23 protein-coding genes are annotated in these 24,702 nt (G+C 61.4%); 12 read left to right on the forward strand and 11 right to left on the reverse strand.

Annotated elements, in window-relative coordinates:
• The first annotated feature begins 62 nt into the window (after window positions 1-62).
• From glpK to HDC32_RS14705, 10 genes are all read left to right on the forward strand, one after another.
• Window positions 63-1,568 (forward strand): glycerol kinase GlpK, encoded by a 1,506-nt coding sequence (gene glpK, locus HDC32_RS14660; protein WP_145335138.1) that lies wholly within the window; start codon window positions 63-65, stop codon window positions 1,566-1,568.
• A gap of 95 nt (window positions 1,569-1,663) precedes the next feature.
• Window positions 1,664-2,419 (forward strand): DeoR/GlpR family transcriptional regulator, encoded by a 756-nt coding sequence (locus tag HDC32_RS14665; RefSeq protein WP_027604598.1) that lies wholly within the window; start codon window positions 1,664-1,666, stop codon window positions 2,417-2,419.
• 235 nt (window positions 2,420-2,654) lie between these two features.
• Window positions 2,655-4,193 (forward strand): glycerol-3-phosphate dehydrogenase, encoded by a 1,539-nt coding sequence (gene glpD / locus HDC32_RS14670; RefSeq protein ID WP_145335140.1) that lies wholly within the window; start codon window positions 2,655-2,657, stop codon window positions 4,191-4,193.
• 313 nt (window positions 4,194-4,506) lie between these two features.
• Entirely contained in the window at window positions 4,507-5,433 is a 927-nt protein-coding gene (locus tag HDC32_RS14675; RefSeq protein WP_184744515.1) for a glutamate/aspartate ABC transporter substrate-binding protein, read from the forward strand.
• 194 nt (window positions 5,434-5,627) lie between these two features.
• Window positions 5,628-6,374, forward strand: coding sequence for an amino acid ABC transporter permease (locus HDC32_RS14680; protein WP_024073702.1), 747 nt, complete (start codon window positions 5,628-5,630; stop codon window positions 6,372-6,374).
• Window positions 6,374-7,045, forward strand: coding sequence for an amino acid ABC transporter permease (locus HDC32_RS14685; RefSeq protein ID WP_131697380.1), 672 nt, complete (start codon window positions 6,374-6,376; stop codon window positions 7,043-7,045). The genes HDC32_RS14680 and HDC32_RS14685 overlap by 1 nt, the downstream gene beginning before the upstream one ends.
• On the forward strand, window positions 7,042-7,776 hold the full coding sequence (locus HDC32_RS14690; protein WP_131697381.1) for an amino acid ABC transporter ATP-binding protein: 735 nt from the start codon (window positions 7,042-7,044) through the stop codon (window positions 7,774-7,776). Before HDC32_RS14685 ends, HDC32_RS14690 begins: the two co-directional genes overlap by 4 nt.
• A 106-nt stretch (window positions 7,777-7,882) precedes the next feature.
• The gene (locus tag HDC32_RS14695; protein WP_131697382.1) at window positions 7,883-9,784 is read left to right on the forward strand and encodes a sensor histidine kinase; all 1,902 of its coding nucleotides are present in this window, start codon (window positions 7,883-7,885) and stop codon (window positions 9,782-9,784) included.
• Window positions 9,781-11,118, forward strand: coding sequence for a sigma-54 dependent transcriptional regulator (locus HDC32_RS14700; RefSeq protein WP_131697383.1), 1,338 nt, complete (start codon window positions 9,781-9,783; stop codon window positions 11,116-11,118). The genes HDC32_RS14695 and HDC32_RS14700 overlap by 4 nt, the downstream gene beginning before the upstream one ends.
• Window positions 11,118-11,456 carry a GlpM family protein gene (locus HDC32_RS14705; protein WP_131697384.1) on the forward strand — a complete coding sequence of 113 codons (339 nt, stop codon included), beginning with the start codon at window positions 11,118-11,120 and terminating at the stop codon, window positions 11,454-11,456. The genes HDC32_RS14700 and HDC32_RS14705 overlap by 1 nt, the downstream gene beginning before the upstream one ends.
• Window positions 11,457-11,580: 124 nt before the next feature.
• Here the strand turns inward: HDC32_RS14705 and HDC32_RS14710 are convergent, their stop codons facing one another.
• From HDC32_RS14710 to HDC32_RS14735, 6 genes are read right to left on the reverse strand one after another with little or no spacing between them, the layout of a single operon-like run.
• On the reverse strand, window positions 11,581-12,978 hold the full coding sequence (locus HDC32_RS14710; RefSeq protein WP_131697385.1) for a sigma-54 dependent transcriptional regulator: 1,398 nt from the start codon (window positions 12,976-12,978) through the stop codon (window positions 11,581-11,583).
• A complete protein-coding gene (locus tag HDC32_RS14715; protein WP_131697386.1) occupies window positions 12,968-14,737 on the reverse strand; it encodes a HAMP domain-containing sensor histidine kinase in 1,770 nt (589 codons plus the stop codon). Before HDC32_RS14715 ends, HDC32_RS14710 begins: the two co-directional genes overlap by 11 nt.
• Window positions 14,737-15,861, reverse strand: a complete 1,125-nt coding sequence (locus tag HDC32_RS14720; protein ID WP_131697387.1) for a GNAT family N-acetyltransferase — start codon at window positions 15,859-15,861, stop codon at window positions 14,737-14,739. Before HDC32_RS14720 ends, HDC32_RS14715 begins: the two co-directional genes overlap by 1 nt.
• 31 nt (window positions 15,862-15,892) lie before the next feature.
• Window positions 15,893-16,852 carry a carboxylesterase gene (locus HDC32_RS14725; RefSeq protein ID WP_184744517.1) on the reverse strand — a complete coding sequence of 320 codons (960 nt, stop codon included), beginning with the start codon at window positions 16,850-16,852 and terminating at the stop codon, window positions 15,893-15,895.
• Window positions 16,849-18,243 (reverse strand): aspartate aminotransferase family protein, encoded by a 1,395-nt coding sequence (locus HDC32_RS14730; protein WP_053133503.1) that lies wholly within the window; start codon window positions 18,241-18,243, stop codon window positions 16,849-16,851. Before HDC32_RS14730 ends, HDC32_RS14725 begins: the two co-directional genes overlap by 4 nt.
• A complete protein-coding gene (locus HDC32_RS14735; protein WP_131697390.1) occupies window positions 18,236-18,937 on the reverse strand; it encodes an MtnX-like HAD-IB family phosphatase in 702 nt (233 codons plus the stop codon). The genes HDC32_RS14730 and HDC32_RS14735 overlap by 8 nt, the downstream gene beginning before the upstream one ends.
• A gap of 215 nt (window positions 18,938-19,152) precedes the next feature.
• On the opposite strand from HDC32_RS14735, the gene HDC32_RS14740 reads away from it, so the two are divergent.
• Window positions 19,153-19,923, forward strand: coding sequence for a MipA/OmpV family protein (locus HDC32_RS14740; protein WP_131697391.1), 771 nt, complete (start codon window positions 19,153-19,155; stop codon window positions 19,921-19,923).
• Between the two features lie 116 nt (window positions 19,924-20,039).
• On the opposite strand, the gene HDC32_RS14745 is transcribed toward HDC32_RS14740, so the two are convergent.
• From HDC32_RS14745 to HDC32_RS14765, 5 genes are all read right to left on the reverse strand, one after another.
• Window positions 20,040-20,444 (reverse strand): EamA family transporter, encoded by a 405-nt coding sequence (locus HDC32_RS14745; RefSeq protein WP_131697392.1) that lies wholly within the window; start codon window positions 20,442-20,444, stop codon window positions 20,040-20,042.
• Window positions 20,441-20,821 (reverse strand): transporter, encoded by a 381-nt coding sequence (locus HDC32_RS14750; protein WP_131697393.1) that lies wholly within the window; start codon window positions 20,819-20,821, stop codon window positions 20,441-20,443. Before HDC32_RS14750 ends, HDC32_RS14745 begins: the two co-directional genes overlap by 4 nt.
• The gene (locus HDC32_RS14755; RefSeq protein ID WP_184744519.1) at window positions 20,818-21,738 is read right to left on the reverse strand and encodes an arginase; all 921 of its coding nucleotides are present in this window, start codon (window positions 21,736-21,738) and stop codon (window positions 20,818-20,820) included. Before HDC32_RS14755 ends, HDC32_RS14750 begins: the two co-directional genes overlap by 4 nt.
• A 117-nt stretch (window positions 21,739-21,855) precedes the next feature.
• Entirely contained in the window at window positions 21,856-22,515 is a 660-nt protein-coding gene (locus HDC32_RS14760; RefSeq protein WP_184744521.1) for a DsbA family oxidoreductase, read from the reverse strand.
• A gap of 55 nt (window positions 22,516-22,570) precedes the next feature.
• On the reverse strand, window positions 22,571-23,590 hold the full coding sequence (locus HDC32_RS14765) for an alpha/beta fold hydrolase (RefSeq protein ID WP_145335156.1): 1,020 nt from the start codon (window positions 23,588-23,590) through the stop codon (window positions 22,571-22,573).
• A 182-nt stretch (window positions 23,591-23,772) separates the two neighbouring features.
• Here HDC32_RS14765 and metR point away from each other — a divergent pair, with 182 nt between their 5' ends.
• Window positions 23,773-24,690, forward strand: a complete 918-nt coding sequence (gene metR / locus HDC32_RS14770; RefSeq protein ID WP_053133526.1) for a transcriptional regulator MetR — start codon at window positions 23,773-23,775, stop codon at window positions 24,688-24,690.
• The last annotated feature ends 12 nt before the right edge of the window (window positions 24,691-24,702 follow it).

Consider the following 24,702-nt stretch of genomic DNA (forward strand, 5'->3'; position numbering starts at 1 on the left):
CCTCTGCCCTTTGCGGCCCAGGCTGATTTCTGACTTCCTTATTTCCGTGCAAGGCAATCAATATGACCGACCTTCAGAATAAGAACTACATCATTGCCCTTGACCAGGGCACCACCAGTTCCCGGGCGATCATCTTTGATCGTGACGCCAACGTGGTCTGCACCGCCCAGCGTGAATTCACGCAGCACTACCCACAGGCTGGCTGGGTCGAACATGACCCGATGGAAATCTTCGCCACCCAGAGCGCGGTGATGGTAGAAGCCCTGGCACAAGCCGGCCTGCACCATGACCAGGTCGCCGCCATCGGTATCACCAACCAGCGTGAAACCACCGTGGTATGGGACAAGGTCACCGGCCGTCCGATCTACAACGCCATCGTCTGGCAGTGCCGCCGCAGCACCGAGATCTGCCAGCAGCTCAAGCGCGACGGTCACGAGCAATACATCAACGACACCACCGGCCTGGTCACCGACCCGTACTTCTCCGGCACCAAGCTCAAGTGGATCCTCGATAACGTCGAAGGCAGCCGCGAGCGCGCGCGCAACGGCGAGTTGCTGTTCGGCACCATCGACAGCTGGCTGATCTGGAAATTTACCGGCGGCAAGACCCACGTCACCGACTACACCAACGCCTCGCGCACCATGCTCTTCAACATCCACACCCTGGAGTGGGATGCGAAGATGCTGGAGATCCTCGACGTTCCGCGGGAAATGCTGCCGGAAGTGAAGTCTTCCTCCGAGATCTACGGCCGCACCAAAAGCGGCATCGCCATCGGCGGTATCGCCGGTGACCAGCAAGCGGCGCTGTTCGGCCAGATGTGCGTGGAGGCCGGCCAGGCCAAGAACACCTACGGCACCGGCTGCTTCCTGCTGATGAACACCGGTGATAAAGCGGTGAAATCCAAGCACGGCATGCTCACCACCATCGCCTGTGGCCCGCGTGGCGAAGTGGCGTATGCGCTGGAAGGCGCGGTGTTCAACGGTGGCTCCACCGTGCAATGGCTGCGTGACGAGCTGAAAATCATCGCCGATGCCACCGACACCGAATACTTCGCCGGCAAGGTCAAGGACAGCAACGGCGTGTACCTGGTGCCGGCCTTCACCGGCCTGGGCGCCCCGTACTGGGACCCGTATGCCCGTGGCGCACTGTTTGGCCTGACCCGCGGCGTACGCGTGGATCACATTATTCGTGCCGCTTTGGAGTCGATTGCCTACCAGACCCGCGACGTACTCGACGCCATGCAACAGGACTCGGGCGAACGTCTCAAGGCCCTGCGCGTAGACGGCGGCGCGGTGGCCAACAACTTCCTGATGCAGTTCCAGGCCGATATCCTCGGTACCCAGGTCGAACGTCCGCAAATGCGTGAAACCACGGCACTCGGCGCCGCTTACCTGGCGGGCCTGGCCTGTGGCTTCTGGAGCAGCCTGGACGAGTTGCGCGGCAAGGCCGTGATCGAGCGCGAATTCGAACCGCAACTGGAAGAAACCGCCAAAGAGAAACTCTACGCCGGCTGGCAAAAAGCGGTAAGCCGCACCCGTGACTGGGAACCGCACGAAGGCGCCGAATAAGCCACGCGCTGGACCCATATTGGGTTGTAACTGGCAGGGAGCAGATTCCTGCGTCATCATGGGCCACTTTTGTATGGCAGCCCAAAGGACGCCCCATGAATCTGCCTCCCCGCCAGCAGCAAATCCTCGAACTGGTCCGCGAACGCGGCTACGTGAGTATCGAGGAAATGGCGCAGCTATTCGTTGTCACCCCGCAAACCATCCGCCGCGACATCAACCAGCTGGCGGACGCCAATCTGCTGCGCCGCTACCACGGCGGCGCGGCCTATGACTCCAGTGTCGAGAACACCGCGTACGCCATGCGTGCCGACCAGATGCGCGATGAGAAACAACGCATCGGCGAAGCCATCGCGGCACAAATCCCCGATCACGCCTCGCTGTTCATCAATATCGGCACCACCACCGAATCCATCGCCCGTGCGCTGCTCAACCACAACCACCTGAAAATCATCACCAACAATCTCAACGTCGCCACCATGCTCAGCGCCAAGGACGACTTCGATGTGTTGCTGACCGGCGGCAATGTGCGCCGTGACGGCGGCGTGGTGGGCCAGGCCAGTGTCGACTTCATCAACCAGTTCAAGGTCGACTTCGCGTTGGTGGGTATCAGCGGTATCGACGAGGACGGCAGCCTGCTGGACTTCGACTACCAGGAAGTCCGGGTTTCCCAGGCGATCATCGCCAATGCGCGCCAGGTGATCCTGGCGGCGGACTCGAGCAAATTCGGGCGCAATGCCATGATTCGACTCGGGCCGATCAGCCTGGTGGACTGCCTGGTGACGGATCAGGAGCCGGTGCCCGCCTTGGTGCAGTTGCTGAATCAGCACAAGGTTCGTCTGGAAGTCGTATAGCGCCTGCACTGACGCCATCGGGGGCGACGATTCGACTTGCCCCCGATGGCGGTTTATCCAGCGCTTTTTTCTCGAGCCTTGCCCAGGCTTATGTTCACAAATTTTCCTTTTCCCGCCCTTCGATGAGTTTTTTCAATCGAAGTCGGCTGGCTGTGGCCACGTTTATCAGCTACCATTTTCGAAAATGAACATTAATGTTCGATTTCCAATATGAAAAAGATCCCGAGGCCAGCCGATGAACCCTTCTACCTTGCCTGCTCCACCGCTTGCCGAAGTCTATGACGTTGCCGTAATCGGTGGCGGGATCAATGGCGTCGGCATTGCAGCAGACGCAGCCGGTCGCGGTTTGTCGGTATTCCTTTGCGAAAAGGACGACCTGGCCAGCCACACCTCCTCCGCCAGCAGCAAGCTGATCCACGGCGGCCTGCGCTACCTCGAACATTACGAATTCCGCCTGGTACGCGAAGCCCTGGCCGAACGTGAAGTGCTGCTGGCCAAGGCCCCGCACATCGTCAAGCAGATGCGCTTTGTCCTGCCACACCGCCCACACCTGCGCCCGGCGTGGATGATCCGTGCCGGCCTGTTCCTGTATGACCACCTGGGCAAGCGCGAGAAACTTGCTGGCTCCAAGAGCCTCAAGTTCGGCCCCGACAGCCCGCTGAAAAGCGAAATCACCAAAGGCTTCGAATACTCCGACTGCTGGGTCGACGACGCGCGCCTGGTGGTACTCAACGCCATGGCTGCCCGTGAAAAGGGTGCGCATATCCACACCCAGACCCGCTGCATCAGCGCCCATCGCAGCAATGGCATGTGGGACATGAACATGGAACGCGCCGATGGCAGCCTGTTCTCGATCCGCGCCCGCGCGCTGGTGAACGCTGCCGGCCCGTGGGTCGCCAAGTTCATCAGGGACGACCTGAAGCTGGACTCGCCCTACGGCATCCGCCTGATCCAGGGCAGCCACCTGATCGTGCCGAAGCTGTATGAAGGCGCCCACGCACACATCCTGCAGAACGAAGACCAGCGTATCGTCTTCACCATTCCGTACCTGAACCACCTGACCATCATCGGCACCACCGACCGCGAATACACCGGCGACCCGGCGAAAGTGGCGATCACCGAAGGTGAAACCGACTACATGCTCAAGGTGGTTAACGCGCACTTCAAGAAACAGCTGAGCCGCGACGACATCGTCCACACCTACTCGGGTGTGCGCCCACTTTGCAACGACGAGTCGGACAACCCGTCGGCCATCACCCGCGACTACACCCTGTCGCTGTCCGGTGGCGTGGGGGAGGCACCGATCCTGTCGGTGTTCGGCGGCAAGCTGACCACCTATCGCAAGCTCGCCGAATCGGCGATGGCGCAACTGGCCCCGTATTTCACCCAGATGCGTCCAAGCTGGACCGCCACCGCCAGCCTGCCCGGCGGCGAGGACATGACCACGCCAGAAGCCCTGGCCGAGGCCATTCGCAGCAAATTCGACTGGGTGCCGAGCGAGATCGCGCGCCGTTGGTCCACCACCTATGGCAGCCGCACCTGGCGCCTGCTGGAAGGCGTGCAATCGCTGGCTGACCTGGGCGAGCATCTGGGTGGCGGCCTGTACACCCGCGAGGTCGATTACCTGTGTGCCGAGGAATGGGTAACCCAGCCCCAGGACGTGCTGTGGCGCCGCACCAAACTCGGCCTGTTCACCACCCCGCAGGAACAGGACAACCTGCAGCGCTACCTGTCCAAGGTTGAGCAGAACCGCAGCAAGATCGAAGCGGCCTGACAGGCCCGTCGTACAAAAGCCCCTGCGCCGTAAGGCCCAGGGGCTTTTTTATGCCGGCCTTGGCATTCGGTTTTCCGAACGCCATAGGTAAGCCTATTCGGTTTGCCGGATCAAACAGTTACACATACGCTACCACACAAATTTAATCTTCATATAAATCATACGGTTAACCTTTTGATCCGGGTCTGGCACGACTCATGCTCTACACTCTTTGACGATTGCCTGAAACGCCTTAGGAGCCGTCACGGGCATTCGCTGTACAAGAGAGCCGTTAGCTGGCTTCATAAAAAAAACAAATGTCGAGGAAGTATTGATGCGCATCGTTCCCCATATCCTGGGCGCAGCTATCGCTGCTGCTCTGATCAGCACTCCAGTTTTTGCCGCCGAACTCACCGGCACGCTGAAGAAAATCAACGACTCCGGCACCATCACCCTCGGGCACCGCGACAGCTCCATTCCGTTTTCCTACATTGCGGATGGTTCGGGCAAACCTGTGGGCTACTCTCACGACATTCAGCTGGCCATCGTTGAAGCCCTGAAAAAAGACCTGAACAAACCCGATCTGCAGGCCAAGTACAACCTGGTCACCTCGCAGACCCGTATTCCGCTGGTTCAGAACGGCACCGTCGACATTGAGTGCGGTTCCACCACCAACAACGCCGAACGCGCTCAGCAAGTCGCCTTCACCACCAACATCTTCGAAATCGGCACCCGCCTGCTGGTCAAGAAAGACAAGGAAGGCAAGCCTAGCTACGCCGACTTCGCCGACCTGAAAGGCAAGAACGTCGTCACCACCGCCGGCACCACGTCCGAGCGCATCATCAAGGCGATGAACGCTGACAAACAGATGGGCATGAACGTCATCTCCGCCAAAGACCACGGCGAGTCCTTCCAGATGCTGGAAAGCGGCCGTGCCGTAGCCTTCATGATGGACGACGCCCTGCTGGCCGGTGAAGAAGCCAAGGCCAAGAAGCCGGATGACTGGGTCATCACCGGTACTCCACAGTCCTTCGAAGCCTACGCGTGCATGGTTCGCAAAGAAGACCCTGCCTTCAAGAAAGCGGTAGATGACGCCATCGCGGGCCTGTACAAGTCCGGCGAAATCAACAAGATCTACGCCAAGTGGTTCGAAAGCCCGATCCCACCCAAAAAACTGAACCTGAACTTCCCAATGAGCGACAAGGTTAAGGAACTGATCAAGAACCCGACTGACAAGCCGGCGCCTGACGTAAAAATCTGATTTCTGACTAACCTTATCGCCTGAGGGAGCCAACCCTCCCTCAGGCGTCTGTTACTACCTGCTGGCTATACTTTGGAACACTCGACCTGGCGGTTTTCGAGCCGATCGTGTGTGCCTGGCGTTCATCGTCAGGCGGGAATGGACTTTCCCCAAGCGGGTGCTTGTACATCGATCGATCTCGAGGGGAGACCCTAATGAATTACAACTGGGACTGGGGCGTGTTCTTCAAGTCCACCGGCGTGGGCAGCGAGACTTATCTCGACTGGTACATCGCCGGCCTGGGCTGGACCATCGCCATCGCTGTCGTGGCATGGATTATCGCCTTGCTGCTGGGCTCCATTCTTGGGGTCATGCGCACTGTGCCAAACCGCCTCGTATCAGGCATCGCGACCTGCTACGTGGAACTGTTTCGTAACGTGCCGCTGCTGGTGCAGCTGTTCATCTGGTACTTCCTGATACCCGACCTGCTGCCGCAAAACCTGCAGGACTGGTACAAGCAGGACCTGAACCCGACCACCTCGGCCTACCTGAGCGTTGTCGTGTGCCTGGGCCTGTTCACCGCTGCCCGTGTGTGCGAGCAAGTGCGCACCGGTATCCAGGCGCTGCCACGCGGCCAAGAGGCCGCCGCGCGTGCCATGGGCTTCAAGCTGCCGCAGATCTACTGGAACGTGCTGCTGCCCCAGGCTTACCGGATCATCATTCCACCGCTTACCTCGGAATTCCTCAACGTCTTCAAGAACTCCTCCGTGGCGTCCTTGATCGGCCTGATGGAACTGCTGGCACAAACCAAACAGACCGCCGAGTTCTCGGCCAACCTGTTTGAAGCCTTCACCCTGGCCACGCTGATCTACTTCACCCTGAACATGAGCCTGATGCTGCTGATGCGCGTGGTCGAGAAGAAAGTCGCCGTGCCCGGCCTGATCTCCGTGGGGGGTAAATAATGGAACTCGATTTCAGCGGCATCATCCCCGCCATCCCAGGCCTGTGGAACGGCATGGTCATGACCTTGAAGCTGATGGTCATGGGCGTGATCGGCGGTATCGCGCTGGGTACGATCCTCGCACTGATGCGCCTGTCGTCAAACAAACTGCTGTCCCGGGTGGCCGGCGCCTATGTGAACTACTTCCGCTCGATCCCACTGCTGCTGGTGATCACCTGGTTCTACCTGGCGGTGCCGTTCGTGTTGCGCTGGATCACCGGCGAAGACACACCGATCGGCGCGTTCGCCTCCTGCGTCGTGGCGTTCATGATGTTCGAAGCCGCGTACTTCTGTGAGATCGTGCGGGCCGGCGTGCAGTCGATCCCCAAGGGCCAAATGGCGGCGGCACAGGCAATGGGCATGACCTATGGCCAGACCATGCGCCTGATCATCCTGCCCCAGGCGTTCCGCAAGATGACCCCGTTGCTGCTGCAACAGTCGATCATCCTGTTCCAGGACACCTCGCTGGTCTACACCGTGGGCCTGGTGGACTTCCTCAACTCCGCCCGCTCCAACGGCGATATCATCGGGCGCTCCAATGAGTTCCTGATCTTCGCCGGTGTCGTCTACTTCATCATCAGCTTTTCCGCCTCGCTGCTGGTCAAGCGTCTGCAAAAAAGGTTTGCCGTATGATCTCTATCAAGAACATCAACAAGTGGTATGGCGACTTCCAGGTGCTGACCGATTGCAGCACCGAGGTTAAAAAAGGCGAAGTGATCGTGGTGTGCGGGCCATCGGGCTCGGGCAAGTCCACCCTGATCAAGTGCGTCAACGCGCTGGAACCGTTCCAGAAAGGCGACGTGATCGTCGACGGCACGTCCATCGCCGATCCGAAGACCAACCTGCCGCAACTGCGCTCGCGCGTAGGCATGGTGTTCCAGCACTTCGAGCTGTTCCCGCACCTGACCATCACCGAAAACCTGACCATCGCGCAGATCAAGGTGCTCGGCCGCAGCAAGGAAGAAGCCACCAAGAAAGGCCTGCAACTGCTTGAGCGCGTGGGCCTGTCGGAACACGCCCACAAGCACCCCGGCCAACTCTCGGGAGGTCAGCAACAACGCGTGGCCATTGCGCGTGCACTGGCCATGGACCCGATCGTCATGCTGTTCGACGAACCGACCTCGGCGCTGGACCCGGAAATGGTCAACGAAGTGCTGGACGTGATGGTGCAACTGGCCCAGGAAGGCATGACCATGATGTGCGTGACCCACGAAATGGGCTTTGCCCGCAAAGTGGCCGATCGCGTGATCTTCATGGACAAAGGCCAGATCATCGAAGACTGCCCGAAAGAGGAATTCTTCGGCGACGTCAGCGCCCGCTCCGAACGCGCGCAGCACTTCCTTGAGAAAATCCTGCAGCACTAAGCACTCCATAGCGCCTACTGTAGAAACCGGGCCAATGTGGGAGGGGCAGCCCCTCCCACATTGGACCGCACAGGCTGGCAGCTCTGGTTGACCCAAGGCATCTGTGATGAAATGCGACCCCAACCAATTTCGCGCCGCACCGCCATCACTTGCCGTGAAACCTCGCCTGATTCGCCAACTGTTCCTTCCGCCGTTGATCATCGCCCTGATGATCGGCCTGGGTTATATCGGCTTCTGGATCAGTGAGTACTACGGCATCCGTACGCTCAGCGACAATGGCGAACGCCAGCTGGAGCTGCACGCCCGCACCGTCGAAAGCGAAATCAGCAAATACACCTACCTGCCCAGCCTGCTGGAGCTGGAGACCAGCGTCTCCAAGCTGCTGGCCGAGCCTAACCAGGAAACCCGCAAAGCGGTCAACGATTACCTCGAAGGCCTGAACCGACGCAGTCGCAGTCGGGCCATCTACGTGATGGACACCACCGGCCGCGTGCTGGCCACCAGTAACTGGCGCGATGCCGACAGTTACCAGGGTGAAGACCTGTCCTTTCGCGCCTATTTCCAGAATGCCGTGCGCGGCCAGCCCGGGCGTTTCTACGGCATCGGCAGCACCAACGGCGAACCCGGTTACTACCTGGCCCACGGCCTGGAAGAGCACGGCAAGATCATCGGCGTGGCGGTGGTCAAAGTGCGCCTGGAAGCCCTGGAGGAACGCTGGCAACGTGCGCGCCTCGAAGCCTTTGTGAGCGACGAGAACGGCATCATCATCCTCTCCAGCGATCCCGCCCGTCGCCTCAAGGCGGTACGCCCGCTGAGCGATGAGATCAAGGAACGCCTGGCGCACAGCCTGCAATATTACTGGGCCACGCTGAACGAGCTGGAACCCCTGGCCCGCGAGCGCTTGAATGAACGCAGCGAAAAGTTGACCTTCCCGGCCAACACCGAAGTGGTCAACGACGAGCACGAAGTCAGCTACCTGGCGCAAACCCGTCCACTCAATGACACACCGTGGAATTTCACCCTGCTCACCCCGCTCAACGACCTGCGCCGCGCGGCGATCAACCAGGGCATCCTGGTGGCTGTCGCGTTTGGCCTCGTCGCGTTTTTGCTGATTGCCTGGAACGAGCGACGCAAAGTCATTGCCACCCGCCTCGCTGCGCGGGAAGCCTTGCAGGAAGCCAACAGCCAGCTGGAGCGACGGATTGCCGAACGCACCGCCGACCTGCGCGCCAGCAACGAACGACTCAAGGGCCAGATCCGCGAACGGCGCCAGGCCGAAGAAACCCTGCGCCGCGCCCAGGATGAACTGGTACAGGCCGGCAAACTGGCAGCCATCGGCCAGATGTCCACCAGCATTGCCCATGAACTGAACCAGCCGCTGGCCGCGCTGCGCACCTTGTCCGGCAACACTGTGCGCTTCCTCGAACGCGGTGCGCTGGACACTGCCAGCGCCAACCTCAAGACCATCAACGAACTGATCGACCGCATGGGCCGCATCACCGCCAGCCTGCGCTCCTTTGCCCGACGCGGCGATGACCAGGGCGAAGCCAGCCTGGCCAAGGCCGTGGACGCCGCGTTCCAGGTCCTCGGCCCACGCCTGGACAGCCTGCCGCTGACCCTGCACCGCGACTTTATCCCGGCCCAATTGCAGATCGACCAGACACGCCTGGAACAGATCCTGGTCAACCTGATCGGCAACGCCCTCGACGCCATGCAGGCACAACCGGCTCCCGAGTTGTGGCTGGAAGGCAGCGTCGCCGAGGGCAAATACCGCCTGCTGGTACGCGATAACGGCCACGGCATCGACGCCGAGGTCCGCAAGCATTTATTCGAACCGTTCTTCACCACCAAGCCCGGCGAGCAAGGCCTGGGCCTGGGCCTGACCCTCTCCGCCAGCCTCGCGGCGGCCACCGGCGGCAGCCTCGCCGTGGAACACCCGGCCGGTGGTGGAACTGCCTTTGTCCTGAGCCTGCCGCTGGTGGGCGCTCAACAAGCTGAGTCGACATGAATATTGATCCTCAAGACCTCACCGTGCTGATCGTCGAAGACGACCCCCATGTGCTGCTCGGCTGCCAGCAAGCCCTGGCGCTGGAAGATATCCCAAGCGTGGGCGTGGGCAGTGCCGAGGAGGCATTGAAACGTATCGGCGAGAACTTCGCCGGCATTGTGATCAGCGATATTCGCCTGCCGGGCATCGACGGCCTGGAGCTGCTCACCCGTCTCAAGACCCTGGATAAAAGCCTGCCCGTGGTGCTGATCACCGGGCATGGCGATATTTCCATGGCCGTCGGCGCCATGCGCAATGGCGCTTACGATTTCATGGAAAAGCCCTTCTCCCCCGAACGCCTGGTCGATGTCGCACGTCGCGCCCTGGAACAACGCGGGCTGGCGCGGGAAGTCTGGTCGCTGCGCCGCCAGTTGGCTGAACGGGATTCGTTGGAAGGCCGCATCATCGGTCGCTCGCCGGCCATGCAGAACCTGCGTGAGCTGATCGCCAACGTCGCCGACACCTCGGCCAACGTGCTGATCGAAGGCGAGACCGGCACCGGTAAGGAACTGGTCGCGCGTTGCCTGCATGACTTCAGCCGCCGCCACGATCACCAGTTCGTCGCCCTCAACTGCGGCGGCCTGCCCGAGAACCTGTTCGAAAGCGAGATTTTCGGCCACGAAGCCAACGCCTTTACCGGCGCCGGCAAGCGCCGTATCGGCAAGATCGAGCACGCCCACGAAGGCACGCTGTTCCTCGATGAAGTGGAAAGCATGCCGATCAACCTGCAGATCAAATTGCTGCGGGTGTTGCAGGAGCGCACCCTGGAACGCCTGGGCTCGAACCAGAGCGTGGCCGTGGATTGCCGGGTAATCGCCGCCACCAAGTCCGACCTCGACGAACTGAGCCGCGCCAGCCAGTTCCGCAGCGACCTGTACTACCGCCTCAACGTGGTGACCCTGGAACTGCCGCCCCTGCGCGAGCGCCGTGAAGACATCCTGCAACTGTTCGAACACTTCCTGCAGCAGTCGTCGCTGCGTTTTGACCGCACCGCGCCGGAACTGGACAACCAGACCCTGTCCAGCCTGATGAGCCACGACTGGCCCGGCAACGTACGGGAACTGCGCAACGTCGCCGAACGCTTCGCCCTCGGCCTGCCCGCCTTCAAGAAAAGTGGCAGCAGCAGCGGCAGCCAAGGCCTGGCCTTTACCGAGGCGGTCGAAGCCTTTGAACGCAACCTGCTCAGCGATGCCCTGCAACGCAGCGGCGGCAACCTGACCCAGGCCAGTCAGGAACTGGGCATGGCCAAGACCACCCTGTTCGACAAGGTCAAGAAATACGGGTTGAGCCACTGATGGATCTTTTTTTGAAAGCCGCCCTTGGCGCGGCGGTGGTGTTGATCCTGGCGGCACTGGCCAAGACCAAAAACTATTACATCGCAGGGCTGGTGCCGCTGTTTCCGACCTTTGCGTTGATCGCCCACTACATCGTCGGCAAGGGCCGTTCGGTGGACGACTTGAAGACCACCATCCTGTTCGGGATGTGGTCGATCATTCCGTATTTTGTGTATTTGGCGACGCTGTATGTGATGGTGGATCGAATGCGGCTGGAGGCCTCTTTAGCCGTAGCAGCGGTGGCGTGGCTGATGGCCGCGACGATCCTGGTGAGTATCTGGGTACGCATCCATACCTGACCCGACTCGGCCAAAAAATGTGGGAGGGGGCTTGCCCCCGATAGCGGTGTGTCAGTCAGCTCATCTTTAACTGATCCACTGCCATCGGGGGCAAGCCCCCTCCCACATTTTTAATCGAGGCGTGTCAGCGAACTATCTTGTCGACCTGGATCCCAAGCTTCTTCAGGCGATACCAGAAACTGCGCTCGGAAATCCCGATCTTCGCCGCCGCCGCAGCCTGCACGCCGTTGCTCTCCTGCAAGGCGGCCAGGATATAAGCCTTCTCCACCTCCGCCAGCGCCGCATCCAGGTCCCGGGGAATGCCCGGCCCGTCGCTGAGGATCGCGGTCACGCCGCCTTCGCTGGGTTTGGAAGCAAACAGATAACCCGGCAAATCAATGTCTTCGATCACAGGCGTGGCGGCCACGATGGTCGCGCGCTCCACACAGTTTTGCAGCTCACGAATATTGCCCGGCCAGTGATACGCGGCCATGGCCTGCAACGCCTCAGGGCTGAAACCGGTGATACGCTTGCCGGCCGTGGCGCTGAGGGTCTGGGCAAAGTGACGGGCCAGGGGCGCGATGTCCTCCACACGCTCACGCAGGGCCGGCAGCGGGATCGGGAAGACGTTGAGGCGGTAATACAGGTCTTCGCGAAACTCTTTATTGGCCACCGCCTCCAGCAGGTTCTTGTTGGTGGCGGCGATCACCCGTACATCCACCTTGCGCTCGCGCGGGTCGCCCACCGGCTCGATCACCCGCTCCTGCAAGGCCCGCAGGATCTTGGCTTGCAGCGCCAGAGGCATATCGCCCACTTCATCAAGAAACAGCGTGCCCTTGTCGGCCTGCTGGAAACGCCCTACCCGGTCAGACACGGCGCCGGTAAACGCGCCCTTGCGATGGCCGAACATTTCGCTTTCCAGCAGCCCTTCGGGGATCGCCGCGCAGTTGACCGCCACGAACGGTTTGTCGGCACGGCTGCCGTGCTTATGGATGGCGCGGGCGACCATTTCCTTGCCGGTGCCGCTTTCGCCGGTCAGCAGAATGGTGGTGCTGCTGTCGCGCACCGAATCCACCGCCTGCAGCACTTTGCGAAACGCCGGGCTGTCGCCGACCAGGCTGTCGAACTGCGTCTGCTCATCCAGCTCGGCGCGCAGGCGGACGTTGTCGCGCATGATGTCGCGAAACTGCAGGGCCTTGGCCACGGTGATGTCCAGCTCGTCGATATCGAACGGCTTGGCGATGTAGTCGTAGGCACCGTTGCGCATCGACTGCACGGCGTTTTTCACCGTGCTGTAGGCGGTCATCACGATCACCGGCACGTGGGGATAACGCACCTTGATCTCGGCCAACAAGGCCGGCCCGTCCATGCCCGGCATCCGCCAGTCACTGATCACCAGGTCAATGTCTTCCTGTTCCAGCACCTTGAGCGCATGCAGGCCGTTGCCCGCGATGAACACCTGCACGTTGTTCTGGCCCAGGGCCGAGGCCAGCAGGTCGCAGAGCTTGGGTTCGTCGTCGACTACCAGAATGTTATGCGTCATGACTGTCCTCGTCGTCTTCGCCTATCGCTGGAATGTACAGGCTGAAGGTGGCACCGGCATCGTTTTCGCTGGCGCATTCGATGCTGCCGTCGTGACTTTCCATGATCGAATAGACTTTGGCCAGGCCCAGGCCCGTGCCCGAGGCCTTGGTGGTGACGAAGGGCGTAAAGATGCGCTCGATCATCTCCGGCGCAATGCCCTGGCCGGTGTCGGCGATGGTGATGACGGTGTTGTCGCCCAGGCTGCGAATGCCCAGGGTCAGGCACCCGCCTTCGGGCATGGCATCGATAGCGTTGATAATCAGGTTGAGGCAAGCCTGCTTGAGCTGCTTGGCATCGGCGTAGATCGTCGCTCCCGGCGCCTGGTCATCGATCTGCGCGTCGATGTTATGGCTGGCCAGTTCCGGCGCACAGAAGCCAAGGATCTCCTCCACCAACGGGCGGGCCGGCTGCAGCACGCGCAACGGTGGGTTGGGTTTGGCAAAGTCGAGGAACTCGGTGATCAAGTCGTTGATGCGGCTGACTTCGCTGATCACATATTCCAGGTGACGCTTGTCGGCGTCCGGCAGGTCTGCGCGGCGGTGCAACAACTGGGTAGCCGTCTTGATGATGCCCAACGGGTTACGAATCTCGTGGGCCAGGCCCATGGCAACTTCACCCAGGGCATGCAGGCGATCACGCCGGCGCAGTTGGGCTTCGAGGTGGTGCAGCTCGCCCAGGCGCTCGGTCATATGGTTGAAGGTGCTGCTCAATTGCGCCAGTTCGTCGCCACCACTGACCAGCACGCGGTGCGCGTAGTTGCCTGAGATCACCGCGCTCACGCCTTCGGACAAGTCCCGCAACGGCTTGGTCAGGCGCCGCGACACCAGCACACCGGCCGCCAGGGACAATGCCGAACTGAGCAGAAAAATCAGCACGAACAGGTTGCTCTGGTTCACCAGCCCCACCAGGCTGGTATGGCGCAGCAGGCCGCTGAAAATCACGCCTTGCAGGTCACCGGCGTCATTGAAGATCGGCCAGTACAACCCACTGTAGCTGTTGGTGAACTGCTCGCTGGGCTGCTTGGTGCTGCGCATCGCGGTCTCGACACTTTTCGGGATGCGCGAAGGGTGATCCACAAAGCGCTGGGTCGAAAATATCTCCGAGAACCCCTCGGGGTTGGCCAGGTACAAGCGCAGGTCGAGGGAATGCACATCGGCCACGCTGGTGAGGAAGCTGCTGTCCAGGTAGGTCGCCACCAGCAAGCGGTAGTCGACGCCGTCCTGGCTGGTTTCGAAGGTCGAGACCACAATCCCCGTGCTCACCCCCGCCACTTGCACGGTCTGCAGCACCGCGTTGCTGGTCAGGCTGATCTGTTTGACGATGTCATCGGAGGCGGTACTGAACACCACCTTTTGATCGCTGGTGCGAATCAGCGCCACCACGTCGATGTCAGTGGCATCGGCGATGTCCGCGGTCAGCCGGTCATGCTTGGCAGCCTGCTTGCTTGAGGGCGGGCTGGTGTAGCGCAGGAACAACTTGGCCATGCGCGCGTTGTCGTGAAGGATGTCGCCGATCTCATCCTTGACGATCTTGGTCGATTCTTGCAGCCAGATACGCACGTTGCTGTCGAAAATCTGCGACAGCGTGGTCGCCGCCAGCTCTGCCGCGATCATGGTGGGAATCACGCTGACCAGCCAGAACGCCAGCACCAGCTTGCGCTGGACGCTCCAGCGCGAAATGGCAAAGGGGCGGGCTTTCTGGCGGGTCTTGGTGATCATCAGGTTTCGCTTATCGCAGCAGCCATGGCAGGGTCGGAACGATCCGGTCGAATAAACAGTTTTACAAGCTTGAGCAGGCCGTTGACCAGCCGGTTGCGGTGGCGGAAAAACACACTGTTGCCCTGGAACTCGCAGCCCAGGCGCAGCTTACTGGCATACCCGGCCTGACCGCACTCATACACCGCAATATTGTGTTGAATACAGTAGTCGACGTTGGTCAGCCAACTGCGGAAGTACAGGTTGTAGTCACGGGAGAACGCAACGTCATGCCCGAAAAACTTGTCCACCAGCCGGTGCTCGTCCACCAGGATCAGGTTGAACGCCACCAACTGCTCGTCGACCCAGTAAAGAACACAGACGGCGCGATCGCCAAGGCGTTCGAGCACGCCGGTAAAATAACCGGCAGGCAGGCGTTCGAACTGCAACTCGGCCCGCTTCAGCGTGGCCTCGTACAGGCGCATGACCTCGGGCAGCACATCGTCGATATTGCCTCGCCATTCCACCCGTGGTCCCGGTGCACGCAGCTTGCGGCGCAAGTCCTTGCGGGTGGATTTGCCCAGCGAGCCGAGGTAGGCGTCCACCGAGCCGTACGGCAGCGGCAACACCCCGGTGGGCAAGCTCGGCATGCTTTGAAAACCCACCGCCCGGCAACTGTCGAGCCAATGCGGGTCCTGGCTGGGTGCATCCTTGACCGCCACCAGGCCGATACCGAAATCATCGGCATCCTGTCGCGCGGCGTCCAGCAAGTGTTTAAGCAACAACGGTCGACGCGACTCGGGCACGCCACTGGCAACCCCGGCGTCGCAACGCTCGGCCACCGGGGAGCCAATGGCATACAGGCCCAATTGCAAAACACCCGGCCACAGCCGCTCCACACGTTCGGCCAAACGCTTGCCGGCGCCCGACACCGTGGTGTCGAGCCGGTAATGGGTGATGAACGCAGTGGCCACGGCCACCAGCGTTCCATCGTCGTAAACCGCCAGGTAGCGCCATTGGAAGTCATCGATGGCGGCGTTTTCCACGGCGACGTAATAGTCCCAGTCTTCCAGCGCACCGGGAAAACAGTCGTTCCAGGCGCTACGCTGGAGGGCCCGGATAGTCGGGAAGGCTTGGGTGGTGATCACAGGTATCCCTTATTTCTGTGGTGAACGCCGATCAAATGTGGGAGCTGTCGAGCCCCGGCGAGGCTGCGATGGCATCACCTCGGTGTACCTGAAAGACCGAGGCGCCTGCATCGCAGCCTCGCTGAAGCTCGACAGCTCCCACATTGATCTGTATTGGGTTGACGCCCGTGTGCTGCTCGACAAAGTCGGCACTCAACTCGATCACCCGCCGGTATTGCAGGTCGACGGTGATCATGTGGTAACAGTTGTCCAGCAGGATCTTGGTCACCGGGCCGCCCAGGTGACGCTCCACGTAATCGGCGTTCCAGCGGCTGGTGATGTCGTCTTCGAGGGAGTGCAACACCAGGGCCGGCACCTTGACCTTGGGCATGCGTTTCCTGACCACGGCGTTCATGCGGTGCAACTCGCGCACCGTGATGCCTTCCATGGTCAACAAACCGGCTTCGCTGCTCTCCCCTTCCTTCATCTGCCGCTCGACGATTGCCCGCAAGCGTTCGTTCTTGATGCCGTAGGGCGGCTTCTCTTCGAAGCGACAGACGTGCACGCCGAACGGAATCTTCATCAGCAACGGCGTGAGGAACGCCAGTTTGTTGATGCTCCAACCGTCGTACTTGAGGGTGGTGGAATACATCAGGAGCCCGGCGACTTGCCCTGGGTGCTCGGCGGCCACGTACATCGACATCACCGCGCCCATGGACAAGCCACCGACAAACACCTGTTCGTGGCGTTGCCTGACCTGTACGAAGGTCTTGCGCACGCCTTCGTACCAGTCGCGCCAGCCGGTAGCCTGCAGGTCGCTGTTATCGCCGCAATGCCCGGCCAGGGTGGGCACGTACACCGTGCAGTTACCCGCCTTGACCAGGCCCTTGGCGACCTGGCGCAATTCCGTCGGGGTGCCGGTCAGGCCGTGGATCAACAGGATCCCGACCGGACCTTCACCGAGAACGAAACCGGCACTACCTTCACCGAGGTCGATCCCAGTTGCGTTCACCGTTTGGTCGCCCGTACCAGCAGTTGTTCGAGCAGCTTCAGGCCCAGCTCGATTTCCGGGTAGCTGATTTCCAGGGACGGCGCCAGGGTGATCACGTTCTTGTAGTAGCCGCCCACGTCGAGGATCAGGCCGAGTTTGCGCCCATCCACCACCATGTCGCCTTTCATGCCTTCTTCGACCATGTAGTCCAGGGTCGCCTTGTCTGGCGTAAAGCCGTCCGGGCCGCAGATTTCGCAGCGCAGGGCCAGGCCCAGGCCGTCGACGTCGCCGATGATCGGGAAACGCTTCTGCAGGTCTTGCAGGCCTTCGAGGAAGAATTTGCCTTTGGCCATGACCATCGCGCCGTAGTCGACTTCGTTGGTCATCTTGAACATTTCCAGGCCCACCGCCGTGCCCAATGGGTTGGAGGCGAAGGTGGAGTGGGTCGAACCTGGCGGGAAGATCTTCGGGTTGATCAACTCTTCACGGGCCCAGATGCCGCCCAGTGGGTTGAGGCCGTTGGTCAGCGCCTTGCCGAACACGATCACATCCGGTTGTACGTCGAAGTGCTCGATCGACCAGAGTTTGCCGGTGCGGTAGAAGCCCATCTGGATTTCGTCGGACACCATCAGGATGCCGTGCTGGTCCAGCACATGCTTGAGCTCGCGGTAGAAGTTCATCGGCGGGATCACGTAGCCACCGGTGCCCTGGATCGGCTCGACGTAGAACGCGGCGTATTCACTCTGGCCGACTTTCGGGTCCCACACACCGTTGTATTCGGTCTCGAACAAGCGGGCAAATTGCTGCACGCAGTGGCTGCCGTACTCTTCCTTGGTCATACCTTTGGGGCCGCGGAAGTGGTACGGGAACGGGATGAACTGGGCACGCTCGCCGAAGTGACCGTAGCGACGACGGTAGCGGTAGCTGGACGTGATCGACGAGGCGCCGAGGGTACGCCCGTGGTAGCCGCCTTCGAAGGCGAACATCAGGCTTTTGCCGTTGGTGGCGTTACGCACCACCTTCAGGGAGTCTTCGATCGACTGCGAGCCGCCGACGTTGAAGTGCACGCGACCGTCGAGGCCGAATTTCTTCTTGGCGTCCACCGCGATCATTTCCGACAGCTCGATTTTGCCTTTGTGCAGGTACTGGCTGGCGATTTGCGGCAGGGTGTCGATCTGCTGTTTCAGCGCGTTGTTCAGGCGCGGGTTGGCGTAGCCGAAGTTGACCGCCGAGTACCACATTTGCAGGTCGAGGTAGGCCTGGTCTTCGGTGTCCCACACGTAGGAGCCTTCGCAACGGCTGAAAATACGCGGTGGCTCGATGTAGTGGACGGTGTCGCCGTAGGAGCAGTACTTGGCTTCTTTATCCAGAAGGATCTGGTCTTCGGCGGTGGCGATACGGATATCAGACATGATGGAAGAGTTCCTGGTTGTCGGCAGCAGAAAAAGGGGTGGCGTTGGCGGCGATGCCCTGAGGCAGTCGGGCCAGCAATGCAGGCACTTCGGCGAAGGTGTCGAAGCGCGCGTAAGGAATGTTGTTGGCTTCGCAGTACAGGGCGAGGCTGCCTTTGGCGAACACGAAGTCGGCGGTGGAGGCCACGCACATGTCCGACTTGCCGTCGCCGATCACCAGCACGCGCTTGTTGCGCGGGGTGGATTTGCACTTGCAGTTGCCGGACGCCGCGCGGCAGGCGTCGCTGGCGTACGGGAAGTCGATGCGCCAGCTGTTCTGGTCGACCTGGCGCAGGCGGTTGGCGAGGATCGGCAGCAAGGTCACGTAGTTGCGCGACAGGATCCGCGCGATGCCTTGCTCGATGCCGTCGCTGACCACTTCGATGGACGCACCCAGGCCCATGACGTGATCGACGAAATCCGGGAAGTCCGGGTCGATCTCGACACTGTCGAAGTACGCCAGCAGTTCGCTTGGGGTCGCCTTGATCAGCGCCAGTTGGCGGCTCAGGCATTCGCGGGAACCGATATGCCCATCCAGCCATTCCTGTTCGATGGTTTCCCACTCGGGGCCGGCGAAGCGTTGGAGGACGTTGTCGATGACATCGGTGGGGGTAATGGTCCCGTCGAAGTCACACACGATATGCCAGTGGATCATCTGCGTTTACCTTGAGGAGCGCGCTGTATGCGCTTGCCCAAGGGGTAGAGCAGGGAGTGTGCCAACTGGCTGAAGCCCGGCGGGGCTGGGCGCGCGCGGGGATATGTGTCGCAGGAGCTACAATTTTTGTAGCTTGCTACAAACAAGATGAGTGCTTGCGCAGGCGCGGCGGTTTGCGCGTTCATGCGGGCGTATTCAATCAAGGAACTGTGACCATGTTGAGGATCACATGCGCGGCATTCGCCGGTTTACTCGGACTGTGGAGTGTCTCCAACACCGCATTGGCGAATAGCATCAGCGGTGACGTCGGTGCTGGCATCAGCTACCAGCCCCACGACCCCACCGGCAGCCGCTATGAAACTCGGCCGGTGCCCTATCTCGACCTGGACTGGGGCAACGTCAGCCTGGGCACCGATGACGGTTTGACCTGGAGCGCGCTGAACACCCACGGCTTCAGCGCCGGCCCTTACATCAATTACCTGCAGGGGCGCACCTCCAATGGCTCACTGCAGGGGCTGCGCAATGTGTCGGACATGGCCGAGATCGGCGGTTTCATCCAATACGCACCGGCCGACTTCTGGCGGGTCTATGCCCAACTGGGCCAGGCGGTTGGAGGCGGTCATTCGCAAAGCGGCGCGCTAGGCAAGGTAGGCGGCGAACTGGGCTACCCGCTGGGCGGTGGGATTATCGGCAGCAGCGGCCTGGTGGCGCACTTTGCCGATGCGCGCCAGACCCAGACGTTTTTCGGGGTAGACGATAACGAGGCGGCAGCCACAGGTTTCAAGGCCTATAACGCCAGCGGCGGTTTCCAGAACCTCACGCTGAGCCAGAGTTTCCAGTTCCCGCTGGCGCCCAACTGGTCACTGCTGACCAGCGCCAGCTGGGTGCACCTGGTGGGTTCGGCGGCCAACAGCAGCATCGTCAAGCAAACCGGCGACGTGAACCAGGGCCAGGTGCAGACGGCGATCAGCTACACGTTCGATTGATCACTTCGGACGAAATGTGGGAGGGGGCTTGCTCCCGATAGCGCAGGGTCAGCCAATGCATACGGGACTGATCTACCGCTATCGGGAGCAAGCCCCCTCCCACATGGGTGCGTATTTCAGTTTTCTTCGCCTTCGGCCAGCAGCGCTATACCGCCAATAATCACCGCCACCCCCGCCCAATGCAGCGGGCTGATATGTTCCCCCAGCCCCAGCCACGAACCCAGCAACACCACCACAAACACCAGCGAACTCAGGGGAAACGCCAGGGACAGGCTGCTGCGCCGCAGGATCAGCATCCACACGAAAAACGCGCCGATATAGCAGGCAATCGCCGCCAGGATCCCCGGATTGCGCGCCACCTCGGACAACCACTGCCAGTTGAAATCCATCTGCCCCAACTGGTCGCCGGCAACCTTGGTAAACAGCTGCCCGGCACTCTCGGTGCAGATCAGCAAGGCCCATAGCACCACCGTGCCCAGGCGCCCATGTAACCAACCGGTATGGATCGTTTGCGTACTCATGCCTGACTCCCTGCGATCGCTACCAGCATCACACCCAAGGTAATCACCAGCGTGCCCAACCAACGGCGGCGGCTGACGACTTCGCCCAGTACCACTTTGCCCGCCAGCACCACGCCGCAATAGGCCAGCGCCGCGGCCGGGAACAACAGGCTCAACGGCGCACGAGACAGCGCTTCGAGCCACACGAAAAACTCAATCACATAAGCACCGATCCCCGCCCACAGCAGCGGCGCATTGAATACCTGGCCCCAGAACGCATTCAGGCGAAAGTTGCCCTCCAGCTCCGGCAAACGGTCCAGGCCGAGCTTGAAACACAGTTGGCCGATCACATCGAGCACGATGGAAAAGGCCACCAGCAACACCACGGTCAGGGTCACGGGAACAGCTCCTCAAACAGGTCGATCAGGGCTTCATTGGTGGCGGCGTTGCGCTGCAAATCCTCCGGGCTCCAGCGCTCCGGTGGCGGTTGGTCGGACTTGGCTTCCCAACGCTTGAACGCATTGCTGAAGGCCGGCGTGGCGAACTCGCCGCACACGTCGATGCCGATGATGCGCTTACGCGCTGCCAGCGCCCGCAGGGCTTGCAGCAGGTGGGTCAGGCGCATGCCGCCCTGGTCCCAGTTGGTGGCGGCGTCTTCGCTGGCGAGCACGTCTTTGTCGAGGGTGATCCAGATCGCTTCAGTGGGCAGGCTGCTGATCATCTGTTCGAGAAACGCCGCCCAGTCCAACTCGGCCAGGTTGCGCCAGTGCAGATGGTTTTCCCGTTGCTGGTGGCCGGCGCCATCGCCGACCCGGCCCCAGACTTTCGACGGCGGATGCTGCCAGGGAAACAACTGCAACTGCCCACGCTTGAGGGCAGCGAGGTTACCGCCGCGCAGTTGCGGGTTGTGCAGGTCATCGCTGCACGGGCCGAGGGTGACGATGCGCTTGATCGCCGGCATTTTCAGCGCGCGATTGACCCACGAACCACAGTGGCGCTTGGGCGCAAAGCGCACCCAGTCGGGGTGGTTGTCGAAGTGGATCAGGCTGATGGGTTCTTTCAGGTCGGCCAGGAACGCCGGGGTCAGGTGGTGATAATCGCCGGAGCCGACGAACAGGATTTCCGGGCGCGCATCCGTGGGCCGGGGCCGCTGGGCCAGGCGTTCGGCGAAGCGCTTCCAGGTTTTTTCGGTAGACCACAGGCGCAGCTTCGGGCCCAGGTCCAGCAGGTCGATACGCGTGGCACGGCCACTGGCCAAACGTCGGGCAATCGGTGCCTGACCGGTGAGGCTGTGGTCGAGGTCAAGAATGTTCAAGGTCATGTTCCCCTATGGCTTTAGGGGGTCAATGCAAGGGGCGGGCCAGCGCTTACCTCAAGGTCAGTGAGAAATAAATGTGGGAGGGGGCTCGCCCCCTCCCACATTGGATCTCAGTCAGGCTTGGTTTTTGGCTTCGCTGATGATCTGGCGAATCGCGCCGACAAAGGCTTCCGCCGGCTGGCCACCGCTGACGGCGTACTGGTCGTTGAACACGATGGTCGGCACCGACGTCACCCCACGGGAAGTCCACAACTGCTCTTGCTCGCGGACTTCGGCGGCGTATTCATCGGAGGCGAGAATCTCGGCGGCGCGCTTTATATCCAGGCCGACGCTTTCAGCGATGATCGCCAGGGTGGCGTGATCGGAAGGGTCCTGGCCATCGGTGAAGTAGGCTTTGAACAACGCTTCCTTGAGGTTGTACTGCAAGCCTTCGAGCCCGGCCCAATGCAACAGGCGATGCGCGTCGAAGGTGTTGTAGATGCGGCTTTGGCCATCGGTGCGAAAGGCAAAACCGAGCTCGGCGCCCATGCCACGGATGCGCGCACGGTTGGCCTGGGATTCTTCGGCGCTGGAGCCGTATTTCTCGGTGATGTGTTCGACGATGTTCTGACCGATGGCGGGCATGTTCGGGTTCAGTTCGAACGGCTGGAAATGGATCTCGGCCTGCACCTCGGCACCGAGCTGGTCGAGGGCTTCGGTCAGGCCGCGCAGGCCGATGATGCACCAGGGGCAGGACACGTCGCTGACGAAATCGATTTTCAGGGGAGTACTCATGGTAGGCAACCTCGCAGGCTTCAATACGCCGTAAAGGGTGCACGATACACCAATGTCACAGCAGCTTCGAAGGCGCGACCGGGTCAATCTGCGCCCAATGTGCGGCATCTTCGCGATGAGCCTGCAGGTACGGCAACACCGCTGTCAGCAGCGGCGCCTTGAACGCTTCCTGGAAACGATGGGCCATGCCGGGAATCAACTTCAACTGGCTGCCCTGGATATGCGCCGCCAGGTGCACGCCGTGCATCACCGGCAGCAACGGATCGGCGGTGCCGTGGACCACCAGCGTCGGTACACGCAGTTGGTTGAGCAACGGCACGCGGCTCGGTTCGGCGAGGATCGCCATGATCTGGCGCTTCACGCCTTCCGGGTTGAAGGCGCGGTCGTAAGACAACGCCGCCTGGTGCAGCAACGCCTGGCGATCATCCTTCACGTTCGGGCTGCCCAGCGCCGCGAGCAAATCGGCCTGCTGTTCCAGCGCCACTTCACGATTCGGCGCACTGCGTCGCGACAACAACTGCACCAGCGCCGCATTCGGTGCCGGCAAGCCTTCGGCACCGGAGCTGGTCATGATCAGGGTCAGGCTTTCCACGCGCTGCGGCGCCATCGCCGCCAGGTGCTGGGCGATCATGCCGCCCATGCTTGCGCCCAGTACGTGAAACTGCTGGATCTGCAAGGCGTCCATCAAGCCCAGGGCGTCATCGGCCATATCCGTCAGCGTGTAGGGTGCCGCCACCGGCAGGCCGAGCTTGTAGCGCAGTACCTCAAAGGTCAGGTTGGCGTTTACCGGCGCCTGGCGCCAGGTCGACAGGCCGACATCGCGGTTGTCATAGCGGATCACTCGGAAACCCTGCTGGCACAGGGCGACGACGACTTCGTCGGGCCAGTGGATCAGTTGCCCGCCCAACCCCATCACCAGCAGCAAGGCAGGGTCGGACGCACGGCCGATACTCTGGTAAGCGATGCTCACCTGAGCCAGGTCGACCGTTTGGGTCGGGACATTGACATCACATCGAGAAGCCGCAAAAGACGGCAGGCCGAACAGTAGAGCGGCCAGTAAAAGCAACACGCGCATGAAAAACACCGAAACGCAGAACCCCAGTAGAGCGCGAGTCTGATGAAGTTTGTTCAAGCGCGCTGCCACAGTTCCATGACAGTTTGATGAAGAGTGCCCGGCGGTCCTGGTCGACACGCGTTGCAACATGAGACAAACTCACGCTATCCCGCTTCGTCACAAATTGTCTTCATGGAGAGCCCGTGCTCGAGATCCGCCACCTCAAGACCCTGCACGCCTTGCGCGAAGCCGACAGCCTGGTGGAGGCCGCCGAGCGCCTGCACCTGACGCAGTCGGCGCTGTCCCACCAGTTCAAGGAGCTGGAAGAACGCCTGGGCATGCCGCTGTTCGTGCGCAAAACCAAGCCGGTGCGCTTCACCAGCGCCGGTCTGCGCCTGCTGCAATTGGCCGACGCCACCCTGCCCCTGCTGCGCGGCGCCGAACGCGACATCGCGCGTTTGGCCGGTGGCACCGCCGGGCGCTTGCACATGGCGATCGAGTGCCACAGTTGTTTCCAGTGGCTGATGCCGACCATCGACCAATTCCGCGATGCCTGGCCGGAAGTCGAGCTGGACCTGGCGTCGGGCTTTGCGTTCGCCCCGCTGCCGGCCCTGGCCCGTGGCGACCTGGACCTGGTGGTGACCTCCGACCCGCTGGAGCTGCCGGGCATCACCTATGTGCCGCTGTTCACCTACGAAGCCATGCTCGCCGTGGCCAACCAGCACGCGCTGGCGAACAAGGCTTACATCGTGCCCGAAGACCTGCTGACCGAAACCCTGATCACCTACCCGGTGGAGCGCGATCGCCTGGACATCTTCACCCGCTTCCTGGAACCGGCCGATGTGGAACCGGCCCAGGTGCGCACCTCGGAACTCACGGTGATGATGATGCAACTGGTCGCCAGCGGCCGCGGCGTGTGCGGCATGCCCCATTGGGCGCTGCATGAATACAGCTCGCGCGGCTACGTGAAGGCCAAGCGTTTGGGCGAGAAAGGGCTGTTTGCGACGTTGTACGCGGGGATTCGTGCGGACATGCTGGATGCGCCGTACATGCGCGACTTTTTGCTGACGGCCAAGGACACGTCGTTTTCAACGCTGGATGGCGTGAGCGCGGTACGCTGAAACAACACATCT

This window comes from Pseudomonas sp. JAI120, assembly GCF_014207255.1.
Classification (GTDB): Bacteria; Pseudomonadota; Gammaproteobacteria; order Pseudomonadales; family Pseudomonadaceae; genus Aquipseudomonas.

Coding starts and splice junctions, on each gene's coding strand:
- HDC32_RS14700 (WP_131697383.1), top strand. CDS start 9,781: ATGAATATTGATCCTCAAGACCTCACCGTGCTGATCGTCGAAGACGAC.
- HDC32_RS14735 (WP_131697390.1), bottom strand. CDS start 18,937: ATGATCCACTGGCATATCGTGTGTGACTTCGACGGGACCATTACCCCC.
- HDC32_RS14745 (WP_131697392.1), bottom strand. CDS start 20,444: ATGAGTACGCAAACGATCCATACCGGTTGGTTACATGGGCGCCTGGGC.
- HDC32_RS14710 (WP_131697385.1), bottom strand. CDS start 12,978: ATGACGCATAACATTCTGGTAGTCGACGACGAACCCAAGCTCTGCGAC.
- HDC32_RS14765 (WP_145335156.1), bottom strand. CDS start 23,590: ATGCGCGTGTTGCTTTTACTGGCCGCTCTACTGTTCGGCCTGCCGTCT.
- HDC32_RS14690 (WP_131697381.1), top strand. CDS start 7,042: ATGATCTCTATCAAGAACATCAACAAGTGGTATGGCGACTTCCAGGTG.
- HDC32_RS14715 (WP_131697386.1), bottom strand. CDS start 14,737: ATGATCACCAAGACCCGCCAGAAAGCCCGCCCCTTTGCCATTTCGCGC.
- HDC32_RS14740 (WP_131697391.1), top strand. CDS start 19,153: ATGTTGAGGATCACATGCGCGGCATTCGCCGGTTTACTCGGACTGTGG.
- HDC32_RS14680 (WP_024073702.1), top strand. CDS start 5,628: ATGAATTACAACTGGGACTGGGGCGTGTTCTTCAAGTCCACCGGCGTG.
- HDC32_RS14730 (WP_053133503.1), bottom strand. CDS start 18,243: ATGTCTGATATCCGTATCGCCACCGCCGAAGACCAGATCCTTCTGGAT.
- glpK (WP_145335138.1), top strand. CDS start 63: ATGACCGACCTTCAGAATAAGAACTACATCATTGCCCTTGACCAGGGC.
- HDC32_RS14760 (WP_184744521.1), bottom strand. CDS start 22,515: ATGAGTACTCCCCTGAAAATCGATTTCGTCAGCGACGTGTCCTGCCCC.
- HDC32_RS14695 (WP_131697382.1), top strand. CDS start 7,883: ATGAAATGCGACCCCAACCAATTTCGCGCCGCACCGCCATCACTTGCC.
- HDC32_RS14675 (WP_184744515.1), top strand. CDS start 4,507: ATGCGCATCGTTCCCCATATCCTGGGCGCAGCTATCGCTGCTGCTCTG.
- HDC32_RS14685 (WP_131697380.1), top strand. CDS start 6,374: ATGGAACTCGATTTCAGCGGCATCATCCCCGCCATCCCAGGCCTGTGG.
- HDC32_RS14665 (WP_027604598.1), top strand. CDS start 1,664: ATGAATCTGCCTCCCCGCCAGCAGCAAATCCTCGAACTGGTCCGCGAA.
- glpD (WP_145335140.1), top strand. CDS start 2,655: ATGAACCCTTCTACCTTGCCTGCTCCACCGCTTGCCGAAGTCTATGAC.
- HDC32_RS14705 (WP_131697384.1), top strand. CDS start 11,118: ATGGATCTTTTTTTGAAAGCCGCCCTTGGCGCGGCGGTGGTGTTGATC.